This is a genomic window from Paenibacillus sp. FSL K6-4396 (genome assembly GCF_038002525.1).
GTDB classification, from domain to species: domain Bacteria; phylum Bacillota; class Bacilli; order Paenibacillales; family Paenibacillaceae; genus Paenibacillus; species Paenibacillus amylolyticus_B.
Window position 1 is genome coordinate 1,165,616 of sequence record NZ_JBBOCR010000001.1, and the last position, 24,644, is coordinate 1,190,259.

General features: G+C 47.2%; 20 protein-coding genes. 16 read left to right on the plus strand and 4 right to left on the minus strand.

The window, feature by feature from the left end:
* Positions 1–272 precede the first annotated feature (272 nt).
* Positions 273–533, plus strand: a complete 261-nt coding sequence (locus MHB85_RS05190; protein WP_210109651.1) for a hypothetical protein — start codon at positions 273–275, stop codon at positions 531–533.
* A 95-nt stretch (positions 534–628) separates the two neighbouring features.
* Here MHB85_RS05190 and MHB85_RS05195 read toward each other — a convergent pair whose 3' ends face one another.
* Together MHB85_RS05195 and MHB85_RS05200 are read right to left on the minus strand one after the other, a co-directional pair.
* Positions 629–3,415, minus strand: coding sequence for a DUF5689 domain-containing protein (locus MHB85_RS05195; RefSeq protein WP_445739050.1), 2,787 nt, complete (start codon positions 3,413–3,415; stop codon positions 629–631).
* Positions 3,416–3,637: 222 nt separating this feature from the next.
* Complete coding sequence (locus MHB85_RS05200; protein ID WP_076253376.1) at positions 3,638–4,114, minus strand: RNA polymerase sigma factor; 477 nt, start codon at positions 4,112–4,114, stop codon at positions 3,638–3,640.
* 215 nt (positions 4,115–4,329) lie between these two features.
* On the opposite strand from MHB85_RS05200, the gene MHB85_RS05205 reads away from it, so the two are divergent.
* From MHB85_RS05205 to MHB85_RS05240, 8 genes are all read left to right on the plus strand, one after another.
* Positions 4,330–5,043, plus strand: coding sequence for a response regulator transcription factor (locus tag MHB85_RS05205; protein WP_036606313.1), 714 nt, complete (start codon positions 4,330–4,332; stop codon positions 5,041–5,043).
* Positions 5,040–6,506 carry a sensor histidine kinase gene (locus MHB85_RS05210; RefSeq protein WP_091015776.1) on the plus strand — a complete coding sequence of 489 codons (1,467 nt, stop codon included), beginning with the start codon at positions 5,040–5,042 and terminating at the stop codon, positions 6,504–6,506. The genes MHB85_RS05205 and MHB85_RS05210 overlap by 4 nt, the downstream gene beginning before the upstream one ends.
* The gene (locus tag MHB85_RS05215; protein ID WP_341072562.1) at positions 6,503–7,666 is read left to right on the plus strand and encodes a hypothetical protein; all 1,164 of its coding nucleotides are present in this window, start codon (positions 6,503–6,505) and stop codon (positions 7,664–7,666) included. Before MHB85_RS05210 ends, MHB85_RS05215 begins: the two co-directional genes overlap by 4 nt.
* 213 nt (positions 7,667–7,879) lie before the next feature.
* The gene (locus MHB85_RS05220) at positions 7,880–8,563 is read left to right on the plus strand and encodes an ABC transporter ATP-binding protein (protein WP_091015773.1); all 684 of its coding nucleotides are present in this window, start codon (positions 7,880–7,882) and stop codon (positions 8,561–8,563) included.
* 18 nt (positions 8,564–8,581) lie between these two features.
* Positions 8,582–9,952 (plus strand): ABC transporter permease, encoded by a 1,371-nt coding sequence (locus MHB85_RS05225; RefSeq protein ID WP_091015771.1) that lies wholly within the window; start codon positions 8,582–8,584, stop codon positions 9,950–9,952.
* A 28-nt stretch (positions 9,953–9,980) separates the two neighbouring features.
* Positions 9,981–11,057 (plus strand): efflux RND transporter periplasmic adaptor subunit, encoded by a 1,077-nt coding sequence (locus MHB85_RS05230; RefSeq protein ID WP_149846325.1) that lies wholly within the window; start codon positions 9,981–9,983, stop codon positions 11,055–11,057.
* 571 nt (positions 11,058–11,628) lie between these two features.
* Entirely contained in the window at positions 11,629–14,073 is a 2,445-nt protein-coding gene (locus MHB85_RS05235; RefSeq protein WP_341072563.1) for a glycoside hydrolase family 6 protein, read from the plus strand.
* An 854-nt stretch (positions 14,074–14,927) separates the two neighbouring features.
* Positions 14,928–17,264: a rhamnogalacturonan lyase gene (locus MHB85_RS05240; RefSeq protein WP_341074198.1), complete on the plus strand. Its 2,337-nt coding sequence runs from the start codon at positions 14,928–14,930 to the stop codon at positions 17,262–17,264.
* 216 nt (positions 17,265–17,480) lie between these two features.
* Here the strand turns inward: MHB85_RS05240 and MHB85_RS05245 are convergent, their stop codons facing one another.
* Positions 17,481–18,086: a histidine phosphatase family protein gene (locus MHB85_RS05245; RefSeq protein WP_341072565.1), complete on the minus strand. Its 606-nt coding sequence runs from the start codon at positions 18,084–18,086 to the stop codon at positions 17,481–17,483.
* Between the two features lie 201 nt (positions 18,087–18,287).
* Between MHB85_RS05245 and MHB85_RS05250 the strand changes: the two genes are divergently transcribed.
* Positions 18,288–19,301: an AraC family transcriptional regulator gene (locus MHB85_RS05250; protein WP_341072566.1), complete on the plus strand. Its 1,014-nt coding sequence runs from the start codon at positions 18,288–18,290 to the stop codon at positions 19,299–19,301.
* Positions 19,302–19,436: 135 nt separating this feature from the next.
* Positions 19,437–20,942, plus strand: a complete 1,506-nt coding sequence (locus MHB85_RS05255; RefSeq protein WP_341072567.1) for an alpha-glucosidase/alpha-galactosidase — start codon at positions 19,437–19,439, stop codon at positions 20,940–20,942.
* A 157-nt stretch (positions 20,943–21,099) separates the two neighbouring features.
* On the opposite strand, the gene MHB85_RS05260 is transcribed toward MHB85_RS05255, so the two are convergent.
* Positions 21,100–21,258: a hypothetical protein gene (locus tag MHB85_RS05260; protein ID WP_192132798.1), complete on the minus strand. Its 159-nt coding sequence runs from the start codon at positions 21,256–21,258 to the stop codon at positions 21,100–21,102.
* 80 nt (positions 21,259–21,338) lie between these two features.
* Between MHB85_RS05260 and MHB85_RS05265 the strand changes: the two genes are divergently transcribed.
* The 5 genes from MHB85_RS05265 (at position 21,339) to MHB85_RS05285 (ending at position 24,617) form a co-directional block, all read left to right on the plus strand.
* On the plus strand, positions 21,339–21,698 hold the full coding sequence (locus MHB85_RS05265; protein ID WP_341072569.1) for a PadR family transcriptional regulator: 360 nt from the start codon (positions 21,339–21,341) through the stop codon (positions 21,696–21,698).
* Positions 21,695–22,390 carry a permease prefix domain 1-containing protein gene (locus MHB85_RS05270; RefSeq protein ID WP_341072570.1) on the plus strand — a complete coding sequence of 232 codons (696 nt, stop codon included), beginning with the start codon at positions 21,695–21,697 and terminating at the stop codon, positions 22,388–22,390. The genes MHB85_RS05265 and MHB85_RS05270 overlap by 4 nt, the downstream gene beginning before the upstream one ends.
* The gene (locus MHB85_RS05275) at positions 22,387–22,944 is read left to right on the plus strand and encodes a DUF4825 domain-containing protein (RefSeq protein WP_341072571.1); all 558 of its coding nucleotides are present in this window, start codon (positions 22,387–22,389) and stop codon (positions 22,942–22,944) included. The genes MHB85_RS05270 and MHB85_RS05275 overlap by 4 nt, the downstream gene beginning before the upstream one ends.
* A 130-nt stretch (positions 22,945–23,074) precedes the next feature.
* Positions 23,075–23,845: an amino acid ABC transporter substrate-binding protein gene (locus MHB85_RS05280; RefSeq protein WP_036672520.1), complete on the plus strand. Its 771-nt coding sequence runs from the start codon at positions 23,075–23,077 to the stop codon at positions 23,843–23,845.
* A 112-nt stretch (positions 23,846–23,957) separates the two neighbouring features.
* Positions 23,958–24,617, plus strand: a complete 660-nt coding sequence (locus MHB85_RS05285; RefSeq protein WP_076253366.1) for an amino acid ABC transporter permease — start codon at positions 23,958–23,960, stop codon at positions 24,615–24,617.
* Positions 24,618–24,644: the final 27 nt, after the last annotated feature.

The window sequence follows — 24,644 nt, forward strand, 5'->3', positions numbered from 1 at the left end:
TTGATAGAGGAAGAAGAGAGGGCTATTCGGTGCCAGAATATTGGCAGGGGATAGTCTTTTTTTTGTCTGCAAAAAAAAAGACGGTGCATTCTTGTTGCTCAGCTAACCGTCGAGGAATAAGAATGTTCAAAGAATATGCATTACAATGATTGAATTATTTTCCAAATACATGTAAGATTAATAGGTTTCTATATAAAGGGAATTAAGGATATTAATTAATACTCCTCTTAGATATCCATACAAGAAATGAGTTTTTTAAAGGAAGGTGACCTATGGAATTATTTCAATATATATGGATTGGGTTTATGGTACTCCTATTACTGTACAGAATGATCTTTCAGAAGTTTAAAAAACATAACAGAGAAAATATTGGGCTCAGTGCAATCCTGATCATTTTCACGGGAAGCAGTTATACGTTTACACAGATGAACTTAATTTTTGTCATCAGTATCATCGCCGTGGCCGCTTGTTCTGCGATATGGAACAGCATTCGATTTGTTAGAAATGGATATGAGCCTGAACGTTTGAAATGAACCTAAAAAAACCGAAACCATATTGCCCTGTGAATCAGGCAATGTTGGTTTCGGTTTTTTGGTTGCTTGGTTAGACGTTACTTCGTTACTATGACTTAGCTAGCCAAAGGCAACGCTTTGGTCACTTGAACCGTAATCGTCTCTGTGCTGGTTACGCCTGCGGCGTTGATCAGCTCAGCACGGTACGTGTACGTTCCGTTAGCGCGACCGGACAATTCCGTAACCGCACTTTGAGAAGCAGGTGTAGCGGCTTTCAACGCTTGTGTATCAATCAACACATCATTCTCATAGAGACGGTATTCGGTTGCGTTTGTACCCCACCAGAGGTTCATGGATACGTTATAGTTGCCGTCACCATCCCAGTTGTTTTGGGACAACGTAGCTTTGCCTGGAGCAGCATTGGTTACTTGTACCGTCAGCACGTCACTGCGTGTTGTGCCTTTGTCATTGGCCAACTCGGCTACGTAGGTATACGTGCCGTTTGCTTTACCTGTAATAGCTGTTTTGGAGGACTGAGCCGATGGTGAAGCCGCAGTCAACTTCTGTGTATCGATCAGAACGCCGTTCTCATACAGTTTATACTCAGAACCGTTTTCGCCCCACCAGAGGTTCATGCTTACGTTATACGAACCTTCGAACAGGCCAGTGGTATATCCATTATCAGAAGAAAGCACCGGTTTACCCGGTGCTCCTGCAGCTGGAGTGGAAGGCACTTCGCCGCCACCTTGCTCTTCAGCAGGTACAAAATCATTCAAGCTTCTAGGTTTCAATTGATATACATCTTTGAAAATAGCGGAAACGCCTGTGATATCAATTTTGTCCCCAGCAGCATAAGGGAAGGAAGTCTCCGTCACACCTGTACGGGTATCTACACGGATATGTGTGCTTGTTCCATCTGCTGCTACCGCGTCGAATTCAAAAGATCCAACTGGTGTAGCACTGATGATATTCTCGATCGTTACATTTTTCAATTGAACCAGTTGACCTTGGTTCGCATCTGTAATTGCAGTAACCTCGATTGGAGCAGGTACGGAAGCCGTACCTGTTTTCTCAATTGCAACGATATCGGTAAGCTCGAACTCGCTGTTATAGATGGTTGTTGCTGCTGTTACTTTCACCTTGTCACCAGCATGGAAGCCGCTAGTATGCTGGAATACGTAGATTCCGGCAGTTTCATCTTGAAGATAGAAGGCTTGTCCACCAAATGCACCCGGCTCTGTCGTCACAACACCTTCAATAGTTACGGTAGTGCCAACAGCTTTGGTGCGTGCTTCAGCAACTGTGATAGCCGCTGGAATCGGTCCTTCTTCTTCCGGAAGCTGTTCTGCTGGCACATTGCCAACGGTCACGGCATTGGTGATCAGGTTGCTGCCATTCAGACGCAGACGCAAGCTGGCAGCGCCAGTTGTACCCGGTTTGATGCGGACGTTCAGGTCTTTGATCCCGCGACCTTGGCTGTCCGAGGTTACACTGAATGTGGAGCTATAGCCGTACGAAGTCGGCCAAGTACCACTTTCATTCTGGATCATGGCTACCTGTGTTCCGCCAGTCAGATAGATGCCGGCACTATAACCGGATACGGTTGTGTTTGGAGCCATGTTCTCCACAACGACACGAATCTGGAAGTCTTCTGCGTTCGGAAGTGTATCCTGTTTCACGAAGCTGTAAGCAGCGTTCGCGCTGGATGCAGGTCCACCGTAAGAACCAGCCTTGAACGTGGAATGATCATACCACTTGTAACCTGCAGCAGGTGCGGCCCAAGGTTCAGCCTGTGGCTCTGTGGAAGCAGCCGGCTCTTCGAATGGCAACAGCGCTGTAGCTGTGTCCAATTCAAGTCCGTTTACTTGAGTTAGGCTTGTGTAGTTCTCTTGTGTAGCAAGCCAGTTCACGGTGTTCACGAGCAACACGGCATCATCAGCTTCTTTAAAACCATCATAAGTCGTTTTGCGTGTGCCTGTCTCTTCACGCAAGTATTTTGGCGATGCATCTTCTACTGGAGAGGAGTCACCGATGAAGGCAGCTTTACCTGCACCCAGCTTGGATACAGCCACATAAGGACCTTCTTCGATCCCGCCACCGTTGTAGACACCTTGGTCTACCGCGTTATTCCATTTTGCGTTGGTTTTTGGCAAGTAAACAATACCTTTTGCCTTTTCCGGATCAGTGATTGCGAGTGTTGAACCTGCGTGCATGGCTACACCCGACACCCCTTCTGTGATGCCGAATGCTTGATCTGCCGGTACAACGATATTGGCATTGATATCGCCAAGTGCGTTATAGCGGAATCGTACGCCGAAGTTATCGGACAACCAGTCCGAACTGGTTATATTTTGCATCGCTTCAGAATTACGCTCATCTGTGCTCATGCCTTTGGCCGGATCTTCGAATGCTCCCCGACGATAGCCGTTGATGACTTCAGAGCCATCCCATCGGTTTTTGTTACGGTCGGCATTATAGTGATCTCCAACAAAGAAGATGCTGCCACCCGTTTCAACATATTGTTTGAGTGCTGCTTGTTCGGATGTTTTGAAAGGAATTTGAGGCTCTGCAATAACGAATACGTTATACTCTTTCAGATCATCATAGGTAAATGGAGTTGTCTTGCGAAGTTCTTTGACATAATAACCATCATTCGCGAGTGCATTCCCGAAGTCGGAGAAACCTCCATCAATGACCCAGTCTGCAGCTCCAGCCGTTTGGCCGTGAGAGTTGTCGAACAATACTTTTTTACCTGCATTTTGGTTCACAACCTTTGCCTGGATGAACGGTGCCGGGTCTGTCGGTCCTTCCGCATGAACCGATGCATCTCCGTTCCATAATCCGATCTGAAGCGGCAAAGCCATGGACAATGCCAGGAGTGATTTTAAAAATACTCCTCGCATACCTGTTAATTTACCCAACCAAATCCCTCCCAAATATTAGTTGATTCATGAGTTCGTCCATATTCTACCACATGAAAATCTCACATAGTCATAACAATTTGTAAAAATTAACTCGATATTTGTAAAATTGGGTCTTTTGACATATCCATAGGTATTTCGGTCCCGTCATAATCCATTCATTTCTGCGTGTATATTGATTTTACGCAAATAAAAAGCCATCTCTTATGAGATGACTTTGGCCCGAATTCGATTGACGGCATGGAAGACAGAGGATTTAATCATACCTTCACTACGGTTCACCAGCTCTGCTGTTTCCTTAATGGAGTATCCATGGATGAGCCGAAGTTCTAATATTTTACGATGTTCGGTGTTGTTAATATGGGAGACAAGATCATGAACACCCTCGCTAATTTCAAGGTGGGATGTATCGACGTGATGGGTAGGCACCTCTAGACGACTGTCTCGTCTGAGTGTACGGGTCCGCCTGCGGAAGCTGTCCATCGCCAGGTTACGGGCAATGCGTTTGAGATAATAGAGAATGCGATCTTCAGGGATATCCACGGTAACGTTCATTAGTCGAATGAAACAATCCTGTGCCAGATCTTCTGCATCTTGCGGTTGTTTGACGATATGGGATAGATACCTTGTGATTTCTGATTTATAGTTGACATAAGCATCATTAATTTGTGTGCTGTTCATATGATGTGAATCCCCCTTGGATACAGATCAGGCTTGGGTCCGGTCTGGTATAAGTCTCTTATGATTCAAGTATATCGGGAGGTTGTTTCCAAAAGGTTCAGAGTTGTATCGGAGTTGTAACATTTCGTGCTTCCCTCTATTCAAGCATACGGCTTGGGATACAAAATAAAGGCAGATGGAGGAAATTCATAGAGCAGGGAGATTACGAAAGTATCATGAGACAAAAAGAGATTTTAATTATTGAGGACGAGGAGTCCATTCGCGATATTTTGTCCTATTCGTTACGTAAGGAAGGATTTGAGATCAAGGAAGCAGCTACGGGAAAAGAGGGCCTGGATCTGCTTCGGGATTCGAAGCCGGATCTGATACTGCTGGATCTGATGCTTCCAGACATGAGTGGTTTTGATGTGTGCAGGCAACTATCCGTGAATTCCAAGATACCCGTCATCATGATTACCGCCAAGTCGGACATGCTGGACAAGGTGCTTGGCATGGAGCTTGGGGCGGATGATTATATCACGAAGCCTTTTGATATCCGTGAGGTGGTTGCGCGCATTCGGGCGATTTTTCGACGGATTGATCTGATCAGCGAGACACTGGAGAATCAGTCCTATGAGGTGGTAAGGCTAGGCAAGCATATTGAGATCCGCAAGGATGAACGGGAAGTGTGGAAAGACGGGGAACGGGCAGGACTCACGAATAAAGAATATGATCTGTTGTTATTTCTCGTGACCCATCATCGTAAGGTTCATACACGTTCTGAACTGCTGGATAAGGTATGGGGATTTGATTTTGCAGGGGATACCCGAACAGTGGACATTCATGTGCAACGGATTCGCAAGAAACTGGATAGTGGTGTGCAAGGCATTTCGATGATTGAAACGGTATTCGGTGTGGGGTACAAGCTGAATATTCAGGTACAGACATGAAGTGGACGATCCAGTTTAAAATGGTGGTGCTATTCTCGGTCATTGTATTTATCGGATTCTCCGTCCTGCTGATTCTGTCCAATAAGGTAGCCCAGGAGAATATGTACCGGGAAGTGCATGAGGATATGGTGCAATCCAAAAGAAATCTGGATATCGCGCTGAATCAGTACTTCTTGATTCATAATAAACGCATGAGCAGAGACTCGCTCGAAGCAGGAAGTCGCGAGCTCGCGGAGCAGATTGGATCAGCCGTTGGTGGGGAGATTACGGTATACCGTCCCGATGCTTCGCCCTACGGATCTGCTGGTAGCAAGGTTAACGTTGCTAAGCGCTCTGATCATCCTGATGTGGAGGAAGCCATACAATCCCGGATCGCTTATACCACAGTTGTGGATAAAGGTCGGGTCACCTCCAGTCTGTCCTTCCCGCTTCAGATGGATCAACAATTGATTGGAATTGTGCAGTTGGAGAAGGATTACACCGACTTGTACAAACGCAATCTCCGGTTCCAGAATACGATCAAGCTGTTTGCAGCGGTTATTTTTGTATTTGTATTTATCGCATCCATCTTTATTTCCCGGAAAATTACACAACCCATCCGTGTACTGACGAAACGTTCTGCGGAAGTGGCCCATGGAAGTTTGAATGCGGACATTCAGATTACAACCAAGGATGAAATCGGTGAATTGGCTTCAAGCTTCACCGTCATGATTGATCGGGTACGGGAGCAGATTGATGTGATTGAGCGAGAGCGGGACGAAGTGAAGCAAGTACAGGCCCGAAGCAAAGTTTTTTTTGATAATGTGACGCATGAATTGAAGACGCCCTTAACGACGATTCTGGGATACGCCCAGATTTTACGGGATAACGGATTTACCGACCAGGACTTTTTCGACAAAGGCATGAATTATATCATCAAGGAAAGCCAGCGTCTTAACACGATGGTTGCGGATATTCTGGAGGTGTCGGTCTCTTCTGCGGTCATTCAGGCATACCGGTTCGAACGTATCGATATATCAGATATTATTCGTGAAGCTTGCGAGGACATGTCGATTAAGGCGAGCAAGTACAATATAGGCATTCACTATGAGTTGGAGGAACATCAGTATTTACAGGGAGATCGGGATAAGTTGAAGGAGGTCTTCCTCAACATCCTGGATAATTCGGTCAAGTACAGTGATGTGAACTCCATTATCGAAGTACAGTCCTTCCGGTTAGGTGATTCTATTGCTATTGTGATCCGTGATCAGGGGGAAGGAATCGGAGCTGAAGCGCTCCAGCATGTATTTGAACCCTTTTACCAGGATAAAGGAATCAACAGAGCCGAGAAGGGCAGCGCCGGACTGGGCTTGTCTATTGTGAAGAACATCGTTGAGCGTCATGGAGGAACAGTGGAGATGAAGAGCATCATGCGGGAAGGGACACAAGTGAATATCAGTCTTCCGGGGGAAATGAACGCATGAGACATCCTGGATTTTGGCGTAAAAACCGCGACAGATTGATGCTGTCAGGGTTGTTGATCGCATTTGTCAGCGGAATTTTTGGGATTGGGAGCCTGTTCAGTCTCGGAAATCTCAAACCAAGAACGGTGATTTTGCCAAGTGAGCAGTTCAACAGCCGTCTGGCACCACCACCTAGCAGTACGATTCAGATCGAGTCGGCTACCAAGATTCCAAATGACTTTGCGATCTTTGATTTTGAAGTGTTAGACCGGAATACGATTATATTTAATCAACCGGAATTTTCCTATTCAGGGCTCAAGCTGTCTCTCCTGCATCTGGATGATAAGGAAGTGAAGAACATTGCGGCTAATACGGATTACGGTGTAACGATCAGTCCGGATCACAAAAAAATCATATACTCCCAGTATCGGGCAGGTCAGACGCAGAAGACAACGTATGAGTATATGATACAGAGCGGGGAACGTCGCAAACTTCCGTACGACAACTCGTATTATCGAGTGTTTGTAGGGAACGACTCCTACATCGGTCAGGATGATCTGTCATTTAAACAAGTTGATCTGAGCCAGGGGAAGAGTCATGTCATCTACACGTATGAAGAGCTGATGAGCATGTTCACAGGACCAAGACAAGGGAAAGGTTCGAATGATACGTTTATCGTTATGGATGTGTTGCAGGTCAGTGGGGATCACGAGCAGTTTTATATACTGGTGATGCTGAAAGACAAGTATTCCATCTATCGTGTATCACTTGAGGATGAGCATGAAGTGAAGGCGTATGCTGCAATGGAAGACATTCAACAGTACAAGTTGCTGAAAAATGGTGACATGCTCATCCAGGGAACGATGAATAAGGTACAGGGCCTGTATCGGTATCATGCAGCAGAGGAGCAGTATGATCTGTTATTACAAGGTTCGATCTGGAGCTTCGATCTGGATGCAGATGAATCCCGAATAGCTTACTTTTTCCCGATGGACAGTCAGAATCAGAAGAATGAGTTGCATGTTGCCTACCTGAATGACAGCAAAATTTCGTCGGATACGGTGATCTATCGCAATATTGATAACTTCATCAGTCTGAAATGGAATGACGATGAATTATTTGCTGTAAGCAGCTCAGTGGATAAAAGTGAAATGTACCGCTTTAGTTTCAGAGCCTGGTAAGCTGCGGAAGGTATACGAATATAAGACCTTGGTCTGATGGAGCGATAGCTGCTCTGCGGACAAGGTCTTTTTGTTATGACATGTTACAAGTTGGATACAACTCCGGCCAGCCCGGATACATCTCCACCCTATAATGAAAAGGGAATGTGCTACGCGAATCTTTTTGAACAACCTCTGTACATATTTAGCAAGTAGAAAGGAAGACATGCAGTAATGCTTCAAGTTGAACAATTATCCCACTCGTTCCGCAATGGCCAGGGAACCGTGCCGGTGCTTCAGGATATCAACCTGACGATTGGAGAAGGCAAGATGGTAGCCCTGCTGGGCAGTTCTGGTTCGGGTAAATCCACACTGCTGAATCTGATGGCGGGGCTGATGAAACCGGATCAGGGCAAGATTCTCATTGCGGGACAAGATATTGTACGTTTCAGTGAAAATCGCCTGGCTGAGTTCAGGCGCAGTCATATCGGGTTTATTTTTCAATCCTATGAACTGCTGTCCAATCTTACGATCCGGGAAAATGTAGAATTACCCTTGGTGTTTATGGGGATAAGCCCTTCGAAACGCAAAGCAAAAGCATTGAAGTTGCTGGAACAAGTGGGACTGGGTGAAAAAGCAAACTTGTTCCCGTCCCAGTTGTCGGGTGGCCAACAACAACGTGTCAGTATTGCACGTTCGCTTATTACCGAACCCTCGGTTATCTTTGCAGATGAGCCTACCGGGAATCTGGATACCGAGACGGAGGAAGAGATTATTGCGATTTTGCAGCAGCTTAACCGGGATATGAATACAACCTTTGTCATTGTGACACATGAAGCAGAGGTCGCGGAGCAGATGCAAGTTGTGCTTACACTGCAACATGGAATACTGGTCGAAGAGGCTGTAAGGGAAGTTTGAGGCAAAAGGAGAGGAAATGTGAGAATACGGGATGTAGCACGTATGGCCTGGGGACAGATCATTCGCAGAAAAATGGTCACACTGCTGTGTATGATGGGGCTGTCCATTGGTTCTGCCGCCATGATTATTGCACTTAGCGTAGGGCAGTCCGTACAGACCTATAGCGAGAAAACATTGAACGACAATTACAAGATGGATGAAATCACGATTACGCCCAATGAAGGCATACGTACCGGGAACGGCAAGGGGAATAGTCAGACATCGAAGTTTGAACGGGGAGCTTTGACGTTGGAAAAGATTCAGATTATCCAAAGACTTCCCCATGTTGTTGCCGTGGCTCCCATGTTAAAGCTGGATTCGCTGGAAATGGTGCTTCCGGATGGTCGCAGCACGTATGTTGAGGTCATTGGTACCCAGCTGGAGACCCTGGGCGGGTTTGGATACAAGTATGCTGAGGGACGTGGGGCAGAGGATGGTCGTATGGCGGTAACCAGTTATGGGGCTGCATTCGGACTCGTGGACCCCAAAGTAACTCAGAAGTTATTCGAGCAGTTGAATGCTGATCCATATAACAACGAGCTTTTGGAACAGTTTATGGAAATGTCCGCCAAGCAGGATCAGCTGGTTCAGCAGCTGGTTCAGTTCCGATATGAAGATTATGCGAATGCAAGCAAAACCAAAATGAGTGGCTCTATACGCGTGTCTGGAGAGTTGACGAAGCCTTCCAACATGGATGAGATGAGCGCTCAAAACGATAAAAAAGTATATCTGCCGCTCGATACAGCTCGTGCATTGCAGGATGAGCTTGGATTACAGCAGGCCGACAGCAGTGCGGCCAAGCATCTTAACTCGGCTCTGGTCAAGGTTGAGGACAAACGTTATGTATCCCAGGTGGAAGAACAGATTAAAAAGCTGACTTTAAATACACAGAGTAATCTGTTCCAGGAAGAAGCGATGTCAGGTCAACTGGCAATGTACCAAAAAGCGGCATTGGGAATCGGCGGTTTTATCATGCTGCTGGCCTCATTATCCATTATTGTAGCGATGATTATGTCTACGCATCAGCGTCGTAAACAGATTGGTGTGATGAAGGTGCTGGGCGCAAATCTGTGGCAGATCCGTCAGATGTTTATTACGGAAGCAGCGATGCTTGGATTAATGGGCGGCGTGGCTGGTGTGGGGATTGCCTTTGCTGCCCTCGGCGGGGTGAACAGTCTGCTGGCGAGTCAGATGGCAGATCAGATGAATGGTCCGATGACCGTCGTTATTCAGCAATCCGCTCTGCCACTCGGCATCGTTTTTGCTGTTCTGGTTGGCATTGTATCAGGTATATATCCGGCAATCAGCGCATCTCGAACCAATGCATTAACTGTGATCAAATCAATGTAATTTTATCAGCGAAAGGGAAATTGGGCACATGAAGAAATGGATTAAAATCATCATCACCGTTGTACTTTTGGCAGGTGCAGGGTACTGGTTGTATGAAAAGTACAAGCCAAAACCGGAGGCACCTATAGAGATTCCGCCCCCGATTACTTTTGATGTGACACAGGAAACGATGACGCAAACGATACAGGTGAAAGGGAAATCCGTATACACCGATCAGACGGATATCTTCGCTCCGTATGCTTCCAACATCAAGCAGTGGCACGTGAAAAGTGGTGAGCAGGTGAGCAAAGGCGATATCCTGTTTACCCTCGACACTTCCACGTTACAAACTGAAGTAGAACAGTTGCAGAGTGATCTGGAGAAAGCCCAGCTGGAAAATAAGATGAATCAGGTTAGCCTGGATCAGGCGAATATGAGTGAGACGCTTGGCGTGACGGAAGAGGAGCGCAAGAAGGCATTTGCAGATCGGGAAGGTAAACGCCTGACGAATGAATTGAATCAAAAAGCGCTGGTCCTCAAGGAGAAGGAGATACAGAAAAAGCAGGCAGTAATAAGTAAGTCTGTTGTGTATGCTTCCGCTTCCGGTATATTTCAGATGAATGAAGAGGATAGCAAGACACGTGTGGTGACGGAAGGACAGCTGATCGGGTCCATTACAAATATCAGCAAACTGAAATTTATGACGATTGTTGGTGAGGAAGAAATGTTCAGGCTCAAGGTGGGCATGCCGGTTAAGGTGCGAATGACAGCACAGAAAGACCTGCAATTCACCGGGAAGGTGAGCAAGGTATCCAAATTCGCCCGCAAGAGTACGGATACGGACCTCAAGCAAGCATCCCAGTTTGACGTGGTCATTGATCTGAAGCCTGATGCCAGAATGTATGGAGGCGTGAGTCTGGAAGGCGATATCGAGACGATGCGGAAGGATAAAGTGACGGTTGTGTCCAGCCTGGCGATTATGCGGGATCAGACCGAGCCTTACGTACTGTTAGACAAGGGCAATGGACAGACAGCGCCGCTGACGATCCAGGCTGGAATGGAATCGGGGGACAAGACGGAAGTAGTTAGTGGCTTGAAACCGGGAGACATTGTCGTTTTGCCTTAGATGTAGGAATTTAAGAATAAGGCATTATATGTAATGACTAGCTAGACGAACGGGTAAATTCGGCATTGTAAAACACGAGGTTCATTGTGGCAGATTGCCAGCATGGACCTCGTGTGTCTTTTGGAGCAAGGGATGTCCAGAATCCTGCCTGAATTATGGAAAAAAATATAATTAAATTTATATAATTCAATTTACAGTAAAATTTACATGTCGTATAATCAGAACATAAGGAGGTGACACCAAACATCATGTTTGTAGATGGATAGGCGAAGGCTTTTTTTTTAACTGTTTGAAGAAAGCGCTTACCGAATTTAGGATTCAGACATCCCATACGTCATTTTTCACACTTCTTCATGTCTAACACACGTTCAACCACACCCACCATATTATACTCATTCACATGATTCGCCCTCACACACCATTTGTTTGCTTAAGATTCCAGTGATACAACCATTTCTTTTGGAGGTGATACAACCAACTCATCCGAACGTTCTCTTCGTGCTAAGCATCATAATGACACAGAGGATCAGACATGAGTACAACCCAATCTAACTAAAGGAAAGGTGGAACTATGAAGACTAAATTGAAAACCAAATCGAGAGGTAAGAAGATCCTGCGCAAAGGTGTAAAGCAAATGTTGGCAGCAACGCTGCTCGCGGCGGGGATTTTCCCTGGACTGTCTCCAGGCTTGGCTCAGGCGGCTGAAGCACATGTGGATAATCCATTTGTAGGGGCAACGGCCTATCTGAATCAGGACTATTCAGCTCTCGTGGATACGTCCATTGCACTGACCAACGATGCGTCGTTGAAGGCCAAGATGGAGACCGTCAAATCGTATCCAACCGCAGTATGGGTTGACCGGATTGCTGCAATCTATGGCGGTACGGACAACGCTGGTCGCAAAAGTGTAGAGCAACATCTTGATGCCGTTCTCGCTCAAAAGAAACCGGGTACACCGATCACCGCTTCGTTTGTTATTTACAATCTGCCCGGACGGGATTGTCATGCACTTGCATCAAATGGTGAACTTCCACTAACACAGGCGGCACTGCAGACCTATAAAACGGATTATATTGATGTGCTCGCAGATATCTTCGCAGATCCGAAGTATCAGGATATTCGCATTATTGCTGTCATTGAACCGGACAGTCTGCCTAACCTTGTGACCAACCTGAGTACACCAGCTTGTGGTCAAGCCAGCTCAACAGGTATCTATGAGGCGGGTGTGAAGTATGCACTGGACAAGCTGCACGCCATTCCGAATGTGTACAACTATCTGGATATCGGTCACTCCGGCTGGCTTGGCTGGGATAACAACCGCTCTGCAGCAGTCGCGCTGTATACAAGTGTTGTACAAGGGACAGCCGCGGGTCTGAGCAGTGCAGATGGTTTCATTACGAATACAGCGAACACCACACCGTTGGGAGAGCCGAACCTGTCCAACCCGGATCTCAATATCGGTGGACAACCGATTAAATCGGCCAAGTTTTATGAGTGGAATCCTTATTTTGACGAAACCGATTTCACTGCTGCGCTGTATGCCGATTTCGTACAAGCCGGCTGGCCAAGCAGCACAGGTTTCCTGATCGATACTAGCCGGAACGGCTGGGGCGGGGTAGACCGTCCAGCATCCGCTACGGGCAGCAACATTAATGATTATGTGAATTCCGGACGTGTAGATCGCCGGGAGCACCGGGGGAACTGGTGTAATGCCAGTGGCGCAGGTATTGGTGAAGCACCTAAGGCTGCACCAGGACCAGCGCATCTGGATGCTTATGTATGGGTGAAACCTCCGGGTGAATCCGATGGCTCCAGCTCCGAAATTCCGAATAACGAAGGCAAAGGTTTCGACCGGATGTGTGATCCAACCTTCACAACTCGGGATGGTGTATTAACAGGTGCGTTGCCTAATGCTCCGGTATCGGGTCACTGGTTCCATGATCAATTCGTGGCACTGGTGAAAAACGCATTCCCTGTACTTCCTGCAAGTAACGGTGGAGGCAACCCTCCGGGTGGAACAACAGCTCCGGCAGCACCAGCAGCATTGACAGCTTCTGCCGGTAACGCTCAAGTCTCCTTGACGTGGACTGCTTCCACAGGGGCTACAAGTTATAGTGTGAAGCGGGCACTAAGTGCATCAGGTCCATTCACAACAGTTGCAGCTAATGTAAGTGGAACATCTTACAGCAACACCGGTCTGATCAATGGTACAACCTATTATTATGTGGTAACGGCAACAAATGCAGTAGGTGAAAGTGTTAACTCTGCAACAGCAACAGCTACACCTGTTGCAGGTGTAACGGCGCCAGCTGTACCGACTGCTCTCACAGCAACTGCAGGCAATGCACAGGTGAGCCTGACGTGGACCGCTTCTACAGGTGCAACAAGTTATGATGTGAAACGCGCACTGAGTGCAACAGGTCCGTTCACAACGATCGCCGCGAATGTGAGCGGTACGTCCTACACAAACACTGCCCTCACGAACGGCACAACGTATCATTATGTGGTAAGTGCAGTGAATGCAGCAGGGCAAAGCGCCAATTCCGCTGTAGCTTCCGCGACACCTCAAAGTGTCGTTGTACCAACCAGTGACCTTGTTGTGCAATATCGTGCTGGAGATACCAATGCTCAGGATAGCCAGATCAAACCGTATTTCAACATCAAAAATCTGGGTAGTACTGCTGTGAATCTGAGTGATCTGAAGATCAGATACTACTTTTCCAAAGAAGGCTCGGCTGCGATGGATTCTGCCATCGATTACGCTCAAGTTGGCGGAGCCAATATCCAGCGGACCTTCACAGACTCGTACGTTGAGCTGAGCTTCACATCTGGCGCTGGCAGCATTCAGGCTGGTGGACAGACTGGAGATATCCAGCTTCGCATGTACAAAACAGACTGGTCCAACTTTGACGAGACGAATGACTACTCTTTCGATCCAACGAAAACATCCTATCAGGATTGGAACAAGGTAACACTCCACCAAGGTGGAAACCTGGTATGGGGTATTGAGCCTTAAACTTTATTTGTAACAGTCTTAACCGCGATCCTCTGTGTGTTAGAGGATTGCGGTTTTTTGCTATGCATTACAAGAGTCATTCTAGATTGAATTTCTCACATGAAAATGTATTTAGAATCGCTTGAAGATCCGTAATTAGGGATGTAAGAGCGGGCGTATCAGGCTGGGCTGTCCTCTGGTCATGAAAATGATCAGGGGGCAACCCTCTTTCTTTTCTAACGAACAGAGGGCACGCTATTTAGTTGAAATGATGCATCTGAAAAATCTGACGAATCGTAGACACGCTATTCAGTTAATTTGGGTAGATTTTGCCCCGTTTAGACCCGATTTGGTCCAAATAAGGTTGCTGAGATTCGTTAGGATTCGTTGTTGGAGTTTAACGCCCCAATAGGGTGTGTGAGATTCGTTAGAAAGAACTTGGCGGTGAGTCGGAATCATGCTTCAGCTTGAATCATTCATCGGGTTGATTTTCCAAATGACTCCTAAAAACACTGATTATTAATCGTTTTGGACGGATATTTGCCTAGGGTATGGCAGGCAGGATGTCTATAATAGAACCCGATGGGCGGGATCTCCTCGCTCCGATTGGAAAGAGAATGGAAGGGGGACGGCACTCTGGTAGTCGGGCAAGCTGATTTCTCTTTTTTAATTTTGTAAGCGTAATCATTACGGGCGGGTATCGTCCGTTGAAGAAGAAGGTCTGTGTGGATTAACGAACGTCCAATCATCATCAATGTGTATATGCGTCACCTATTCTGTCTCAAGGAGCGTGAAGGTGGATGAACTCAGGAACAACAACGCCGGTACATAAAGGATCGGTGTCAGGTCGGCAATCCGGTCGCAGGAAGGCTCGTATGCCACTTGCAGCCAAGGTGCTCTCTTCGGCACTTAGCGTAGCTTTGCTCATTGGAGGAACAGCTGGCGTTACGGGAGCGGAAGCTTCGAACGGTAATGGGGCGACGGAGGCTGGCCTGCAATCACATAAGGGGGGCAGTCACATGAAAGAGATTCAACTGGAATATCTGGATCGAGGTCTGGTGGCTGCTTCGACATCTGAAGGTGTGTTTCTCAGCTGGAGATTGCTGGGTGATGAGGCTACAGGGTATAGCGACAAAGGGCTGACAGGTTCGGACTTTAACGTCTATCGTGATGGCAAAAAGATCGCTACCGTCACCGACAGCACCAACTATGTAGATGCAACGGGCAAATCGTCTTCCCGTTATGAAGTGGCAGCGGTGAACAAAAAGGGCAAGGAGAGCAAACGCAGTGCATCCGTCAAACCTTGGGCGAACGGGTATGTGGATATTCCACTGCAAAAACCTGCTGATGGCGTGACGCCGGCCGGAGAAGCCTATACGTATTCTGCCAATGACATGAGCGTGGGTGATGTGGATGGGGATGGCCAATATGAGTTTTTCGTCAAATGGGACCCTTCCAACGCCAAGGACGTATCGCAAAAAGGATACACCGGTAAAACCTACATTGATGCTTACACCTTGGACGGACAGTTGCTGTACCGAATCGATCTTGGGGTCAACATCCGTGCAGGTGCTCATTATACACAGATGCTTGTTTACGATTTTGACGGGGATGGCAAGGCTGAGATGATGTTCAAGACTGCTCCGGGCACGAAAATAATCCAATATAACAAAAAAGGAAAAGTGACATCCGAGAAGTATATCACCTTACCGAAGGAAGACCGCAAGGCAGGCGTGAAGAACGAGGATGATTATCGTTTAAGTGCTGACGGTTACTACGATCACGTGGTGGATATGTTCAGAAACTGGCATAAACACGAAGAGGTTGTGAAGGGCAACTGGCCTGCGACATTGGAAGAGGCTTTTGGAATGGAGAAAAAGTATAACTATCCATTATCTCAGCAGGATGCCGAGAGCCTGGCCGACTACTTCATTGATGTCTATGCGGTAGAACGCAGCAACCGAAATGAGTTGCGTAAGTTTGAGGGTTTTATCGTGGACGGACCGGAGTACGTTACGGTATTTGAAGGGAAATCAGGTAAAGAGCTGGAAACCATTCCCTATGAACCTGAGCGTCATGATGACGGTCTGATGTGGGGCGATTATGCGATGGCACGGATCGAACCCGGGAATCGGGTAGACCGTTTCCTGGCAGGCGTGGCGTATCTGGACGGCAAGAAACCGTCTGCAATCTTTGCACGCGGATACTATACACGTTCGACGATGGTTGCCTACAATTGGGACGGCAAGAAGCTGAAAAAGGAATGGAAAGTGGACAGCGGCTGGACGCCGATGAAGAACCCATTCAATGACGGACCACACGGCGTAGATGGTACAGATCCGCAGTATGGTTCCATCACAACTCAGGGTGCGCACTATTTCAGTGTGGCGGATGTGGATGGAGACGGCAAACAGGAGATCATCTATGGCTCCGCTACAATTGATCATGACGGCAGCGTGCTGTACAGCTCCACAGACCTGATGCCTGCCGAGAGTGCTGCACCGGGAACGATTGCCCGTCTGGGTCATGGGGACGCACTTCATGTGGCAGATATTGACCCGAATCGTCCGGGACTTGAGATTTTCATGGTACACGAGGGTGGTCCGTGGGCTCCATATGGCTACTCCTTACGGGATGCGAAGACCGGAGAAGTGATCTATGGTGGATACACAGGGAAAGATACGGGACGCGGCATGGTGGGGGATGTTGATCCAACCCGTCGCGGTCTGGAGACATGGGCTGTAGGCTTGTGGACAGCACAGGGGCAGAAAATCAGTGATCAGGCACCGGGCACGAATATGAATATCCGTTGGTCTGGTGATATGACGACACAGATCGTAGATGGTGCCATTGATGTTACACCAACCATCAAGGATTGGAATCGTGGCACGTTACTGACGGCCACAGGCACATTGACTAACAATTACACCAAAGGTACGCCGTCTCTTGTAGCTGATATTTTCGGAGATTGGCGGGAAGAGATGCTGGTGAGAACCACCGACAGCTCGGCGATCCGTATCTATCTGAGTACCGAGAAGACAGACCGTAAGCTGTACACGCTGATGCATGATGCGATGTATCGCGTGGGCATTGCCGGACAGAACAGTGGATACAACCAGCCTTCCTATCCGTCCTTCTATATGGCATCGGATATAGACTGGTCCAAAGTAACGCTGCCCAAGTTCTACACGCCAGGTAAAGGCGGAAAGTAAACAGACCGGAGTAATAATAGCTAGCAATAGCAACATAACATGTGTTCATGATCAGCCTGTAACGTAACGCAGCGCAGCGTCGTTAGTTTTAAGCGTTGGCATCGAAGCCTGGAAGCTCTGGAATCCCCATGTGTCTCGTCACATGGAGGTTTCAGAGCTTTTTTTACATGAGGCTCTGCGGGTAGAGCTTGGTGGTTCCAATCCATCCGTGTTACATCATTCTTCTACATCGTTGAAGTTTAGATGCTCGGTAGAAGCGAACGCTTTAATGGTGTATTTACCTTGATCATGGATCAATGTGGTGATGGAGCACTCGGGGATCAATTGGTTCTGCATCGCTATAAAATCGGAATGCCAGACGTTAAGTTCGCACTCGGTGAAGGTTTGCACCAGAAAATCAGTAATGAGTCCACCGTGTGCAACCACAATAATGTCACTGTTCTCTGGCTCTTCATTAGCCAATTCGGTCAGGAGGGAGGCCAGACGTTCACCAGCCTGTTTGGCCGAGTCTCCCACAGGTGGAATGTAATCGGGGTCAGACGTACATCGATCCCACGTGGCAATAAATTCTTCGAATGATTGATCGGGGCAATCGCCCCAATTGGCACGTTCGCGCAGGCGGGGATCTACTGTTATGGGGGATTGAGTATGGTAGGCAATCCTGCTGGCGGTTTCTTGGGCTCGTCGAAGTGGGCTGGTCAGGATTTTAGCAACAGGAAAGGCAGCTCTGGCAAAATGAAGTGCTGTGGCTTCGGCTTGTAAAGCCCCTTCAGAAGTGAGAGGGACATCACCGATTCGTCGTTCTTTGAGGCCGTGCCTCACCAGATGAAAGGTGGTACTCATAATTGTAAACCTCCTTAAGTAAAAATAGTTCAAACAAATCATTAGATGATAAACTAATTATATATTTGTCTAATTATAAAATACAATCATCATTTGAGTCAGGACGTTTATATCCAACCTACATAATTGTTACAATGGAGAAAAGTGAGGATTGATCGTTGAAGGACTGGAGGTATAGACATGAGTATCACTGAGCGCTGGACAGGAAGCCTGTATCAGGAGTCATTGCGAACAGAGGATTGTGGGCCGCGTTTTTACGCGTACTATTATAAGCAATGGGACAACTACCGTATGTCCTATCACCATCATGATTCCACGGAAATTATGTATATTATTTCGGGAATGTGCCGGGTGGATGTGCAGATGCCGGATGGGAGTTCGGAACAGGCTGTTCTGAAAAAAGGACAGTTCATTATGCTCGATGCTGGCGTCCCGCATCGTTTGCTGGTGGAAGATGGCGTGCCTTGCCGGATGCTCAATGTGGAGTTTGGATTCTCAGGCTCACCTCCCGGACAGCTATCCATCCGTCAGCTCGCGCTGGAGGAGGAAGAAGTTCACACTTTGCTGGCTAATGCCTCGCCATATCTGGTACTGCCTGACCCGGAAGAGGTGTATCATATTATGAAAAGTCTAGTGTTGGAACTCGATCAGCGTGGTCTACTGGAGCAAGGAAGATCAACTGTGCCGATGAAGATCATTCCACCAGATGAAAGGTCACATCACCGCGAAGCCCGGAATCTCTCGTCCCCGGAACAGAGTATGCTGGTGCGTACACTGTTTATTCAGTTGCTGGTCCGTGTTGCGCGTCTGCGCGGAGAAATGAGCCGAAGCGCGCCAGATCAGGCGGAGTTGTATGTCAAACGAACGATTGAATTCATGCATCATAATATGGATCGCAATATTCAGATGAAGGACATTGCCGCAGCCGTCAATCTGCATCCGGGTTATTTGCATCGCATTTTCCGTCTGCACACGCAGCGCACACCAACCGATTACCTGACGATGCTTCGAATGGAGAAGGCCAAGATGCTGCTTCAGCAGACGAATATTCCGATTTCGGAGATCTCCGACTATGTTGGGGTAGGCAGTCGTCAGTATTTTCATATGTTATTCAAAAAATATACAGGCCGTACGCCCGTTGAATTTCGCTCCTCGATGGAACGACATGTCAGTCAGTACCCGACGAATGAATAAGTTAGGATTTTTGACAACAGGGACTTGAACAAGTCATGATTTTGATAACGCTTCCCCTATTGGCGTTGGTACAATGATTTCATGAAGAGAGTCATTAACCGAAGCGAAAGATTCGGATTAGGGGAGGACATAGACATGACGTTTAAAGTGGCGTTTATCGGGGCAGGAAGTATCGGATTTACACGGGGATTGCTAAGGGATTTGCTGACGGTACCAGAGTTTAACAACATTGAAATTGCATTCTGTGATATTAACCAGCACAATCTCGATATGGTGACTGAGCTATGTCAGCGGGATATCCGTGAGAATGGATTGAATATTCAGATTCAGCCGACAACGGATCGGAAAGAAGCGTTAAAAGATGCGAAGTATGTACTGTGTACCATTCGTGTTGGGGGACTGGAAGCTTTTGCAACCGATGTGGATATTCCACTGAAATATGGGGTGGACCAATGTGTAGGCGATACGCTGTGTGCAGGTGGCATTATGTATGGACAACGCGGAATCGCTGAGATGCTGGATATCTGTAAAGATATTCGTGAACATAGCGCACCTGACGTGCTGCTCTTGAACTATTCCAATCCGATGGCAATGCTCACATGGGCCTGCAATAAGTATGGCGGTGTGCGGACGATCGGACTGTGTCATGGCGTACAGCATGGTCATCATCAGATTGCGGAAGCTTTTGGATTGAAAAAGAGTGAAGTGGATATTGTCTGTGCCGGCATCAACCATCAGACCTGGTATATCCAGGCTTCTCATGAGGGCAAAGACCTTACAGGTGATCTGCTCGAAGCTTTCGAGAAACATCCAGAGTACAGCCGCACCGAGAAAGTGCGGATTGATATGCTGCGCCGCTTCGGCTATTACAGTACGGAATCGAATGGTCATCTGAGTGAATATGTGCCGTGGTACCGCAAGCGTCCGGAAGAGATCAACGAGTGGATCGACCTGGGCAATTGGATTAACGGAGAGACAGGTGGGTATCTGCGGGTGTGTACCGAGGGGCGCAACTGGTTTGAAACTGATTTTCCAAACTGGATGAAGGATGAACCGATGCAATTCATTCCGGAAAAACGGGGTGAGGAGCACGGTTCGTACATTATTGAAGGGCTGGAGACGGGACGTGTCTATCGTGGACATTTCAATACCGTTAATAATGGAGTAATCTCGAACCTGCCAGATGATGCAATTATTGAGGCACCGGGATATGTGGATCGCAACGGTATCTCCATGCCGCATGTAGGGGATCTGCCCCTTGGCCCGACGGCGGTATGTAATGTGAGTATCTCCGTGCAACGTCTTGCGGTTGAAGCTGCGGTGAACGGAGACGACCAATTACTTCGTAAGGCGTTCATGATGGACCCGCTCGTGGGTGCCGTATGTAATCCGAAGGAGATCTGGCAGATGGTCGACGAGATGCTGGTTGCACAGGCCCAGTGGTTGCCGCAGTACGGGGTTGCGATTGCAGCCGCAGAAGCAAGACTTGCTTCAGGTGACTTGATTCCAACGAAGGAATATGAAGGTGCAGCACGTCTTAAGGTGAAAACGGTGGAAGAAATGAAACAGGACCGCGACGCTGCGAACAAAAATGCAGGAGAATCCGATAAAGGGAAAGATCGCGAGAAAGTGCAGCAATAGATAAGAATGCGTAAGGGTCTCTCCGAAATTGGAGGGGCCCTGTTTGTTTTTATTTTTTTTCGATACCACGGATAACAAAGGCAAAAGAAGTATCACCCAAGGAAACCTGCGAATTTTGAGGGGATATCCACCGGGCAAAGGCTCCATAATAATGAGTTCATTTTTCCTGTTCCAACTGGAATGAACCTTCTCGCAAAGAGATGGGACGTGCCTTCCCATTTACATACTCGACCAGAGTGAACTCGTCAGGTGGTACATTTGTATCCAGATGAAAAGCAAGTGAGGAATATTGCTCGATTTGAAGTATCTTTACCATGCGTTACATATTACCTTTACAGACATAGTAATATGTCTTATAGTATACGCAGGATGGAAGAAAGTCGGTGAAGCTCGCAGATGGATGTGCAAGTGATTAACAGTGATCTGATTCGGGGCAATATTGACCCCATCATTCTCAGTGTACTTATACCCGCAGATAACTATGGCTACAGCATCATTAAGGAAATCTATCGCAAGAGCGGAGAGCAGTTTGAACTGAAGGAACCCACGCTTTATTCCAGTTTGAAGAGGCTGGAGAAGAGTGGATATGTGGAGTCCTACTGGGGGGAAGAGACGCAGGGAGGACGACGCAAATATTACCGAATTACAACGCAAGGCCTCGAAGCCTATAGAGAGCAGGTCCATGCTTGGCATGCAGCCAAGGCACTGATTGATTGCATGATTGTCACTGGAGAAAAAGGAGATGAAGACCTATGAGATTGGAAGCTCGAATCACCCGTCATGTGAATCGTTTGTTCGCTCACGCACAAGATACATTAGACAATCGAGAATTAAAAGAAGAGATTCACAGCAATCTCGTTGCGCGGATTGACGATTATATCTCGCAGGGGATGAGTGAAGAGAAGGCGTTCCAGACCGCCATTCAGTATATCGCTGGTATGGATGAAGTGATGAGTGACCATCGAAGGGTAGAACGTGTTCCTTACTGGACAGCGTTGTTGCAGTCTGCTCTGATTTATAGCCTCATAGCCTGGATCATTACCATTCCAATGAGAGTGCTGATGCAAGGCTCCGCCATAAACAATCTGCTTATGATCGTGAGTCTCATTGTTGGTGGCACATATGTATTATATCTGTTGATTAACAAGTCGAACGATTCTGCAACTTCCGTGAAAACAACGGTTATTCGAATCCCTGCCTTAGTGCAGTGGAATCGCAGAATATGGTGGTTGTGGGCGGCATTAATACTCGTACTATGGGGAACGCAGGCAGCGTTGCGATTTGGAAGCAACATCTGGTTTAATCGACCCATTCAGGTGGATGGACCCTATCAGTTTGCTGTGATCGTCATTGCCTTTGCCATCCCGTTACTAAGTGTTATTATTCCTTTGGTAGTGCATCGTGCGTATCGGATCATTAGCAAATATGAAGTGAGTGATGTGTCATGAGAGGGAAAAATATATGGATTATTGCACTCGTTGTTCTCGGTGTGGTTGGCCTTGTGTACGTTGAGGGTGTCGTTAACCCGGGTATCGAGGCAAAGCAGGATCGGTATGAAGCAGAGCAGCAGAACCCGCTGACGCATGATTTTGCCGCCTTAGCGAAATATCGCAGTCCCTATATGGGTGATAATTCAAACCTTAGTCATCTAAATCAGGCTTTACCTTTACGTGAAAGATTGAATGGTTACCAACTGTACCCGGAGACGTTCACGGCTCAAGTGAATTATAGCTTGAATACGCATGAGATGGATGCAGAGGAACTTGAGCGGATACTGGTATATAATGCGGTTGCTAACTTTGTGATGATCGATAATCTGGAGCAGGTCGTCTACCAGTTAGAGAATACAAGCCATACCTTACGTAGTGAAGCCGCCCAACAATGGACAGGTACGGAATTAAAGGAGCTTCAGAACCCGGAATTATGGAATTCGATTGTACGCGACAAGCTGGTGGAACCGGTACAAGTGAAAGAAGCTTTTTCACAAATTGTTGACAATTAAGTTACATGAAATAGAAGGAAATAGGCAAGAGACTCGACTCTTCTTCCATGCTATGTTATTATAAATCTCTGATAACGTGGTAACGAACTAAAGCGTTTGGGTTTTGGTTATAGACATGGAGGGGTTCAAGTTGAGAAAAAAAGCGATTCTACTATTATTCATTAGTATATGTGTATTGATTGTGGCTGGTTGTTCCAGTTCCGCAAGCAAAGACGATAACACGATTGTTGTAGGGATTGACGATAAGTTTGCTCCAATGGGCTTCCGGGACGAGCAGAATGAAATTGTTGGTTTTGATATTGATTACGCACGAGCTGCAGCGGAGAAAATGGGTAAAGAAATTACATTCCAACCAATCGACTGGTCTTCCAAAGAGTCAGAGCTGAACAGTGGCCGGATCGATATGATCTGGAACGGGTACACCATTACGGATGAGCGTAAAGAGAAAGTGCTCTTCACGAAGCCGTATTTGGAAAATAGTCAGGTAGCCATTACCTTGGCAGACTCACCAATTACAAAGCTGGATGAACTTGATGGTAAAAATGTGGGATTACAGGCATTGTCCTCCGCGGCAGATGCACTGGCAGCAAGTCCCCTGAAGGATAAAGTGAAAGCTTCCGAATTTAAGGATAACGTGCTTGCACTGACGGATCTGAAGACAAAACGTCTGGATGCGGTCATCATTGATGAAGTGGTAGCGAGATACTACATGTCCAAAGAAGAGGGAACATTTAAACTGCTGGATGAATCTCTTGCACCGGAACAATATGGCATTGGTATCAAAAAAGGCAATGAAGAGCTTCTGAATCAGCTGCAAAAAGCGCTGGATGAGCTGAATGCAGACGGAACAGCAGCTAAGATCTCCACTCAATGGTTGGGTGAAGACAAGGTTCTGAAATAGGCAGGTTACACACCTGATATATAGTTAGAAACAAAACGGACCCCGTATTCCACGCTGGAGCGATTTATGCTTCGGAGGAATGCGGGGTTAACAGATTAGAGGAGACAAAACAATGAGTTGGGATTATCTATCGACCATTTTAAAACCGATGCTAGAGGGTGCGCAGACCACCATTTTCATGTTCTTGCTCGCGATCGTGTTATCCGTGCCGCTTGGATTTGCGGTCACGCTCGCGATGAGAAGCCAGATTAAACCACTGGCATGGATTGCCCATACGTATGTATACGTGATGCGAGGAACACCGCTACTGCTCCAAATTCTATTCTTCTGCTTCGGTTTACCGTTGCTTCCGGTGATTGGAGAGTATCTGGTGTTTGATCGTTTTGTTGCAGCGGGGATTGCGTTCATCCTAAACTATGCGGCGTACTTCGCTGAAATCTTCAGGGGCGGACTGCTTTCCATTGATAAAGGGCAACATGAGGCAGCGAAGGTACTGGGGTTAACAAAGTGGCAAACGATGACTAAAGTCATTATTCCTCAGATGATTCGTGTAGTATTGCCCGCAACGGCCAATGAATCCATTACGCTCATCAAGGATACGGCACTGCTCTATGCCGTGGCTGTACCTGAGCTGTTGTATTACGCCCAAGCGGCGGTAAATCGCGACTTACAGCTGACACCTTTCTTCGTGGCGGCGGTTATGTATCTACTCATGACACTAGTGCTCACAGTGCTGTTCAAGGCACTTGAGAAGCGGTTTTCATTTGAATAAATTAAATCTGATCAATCAAAGGACTGT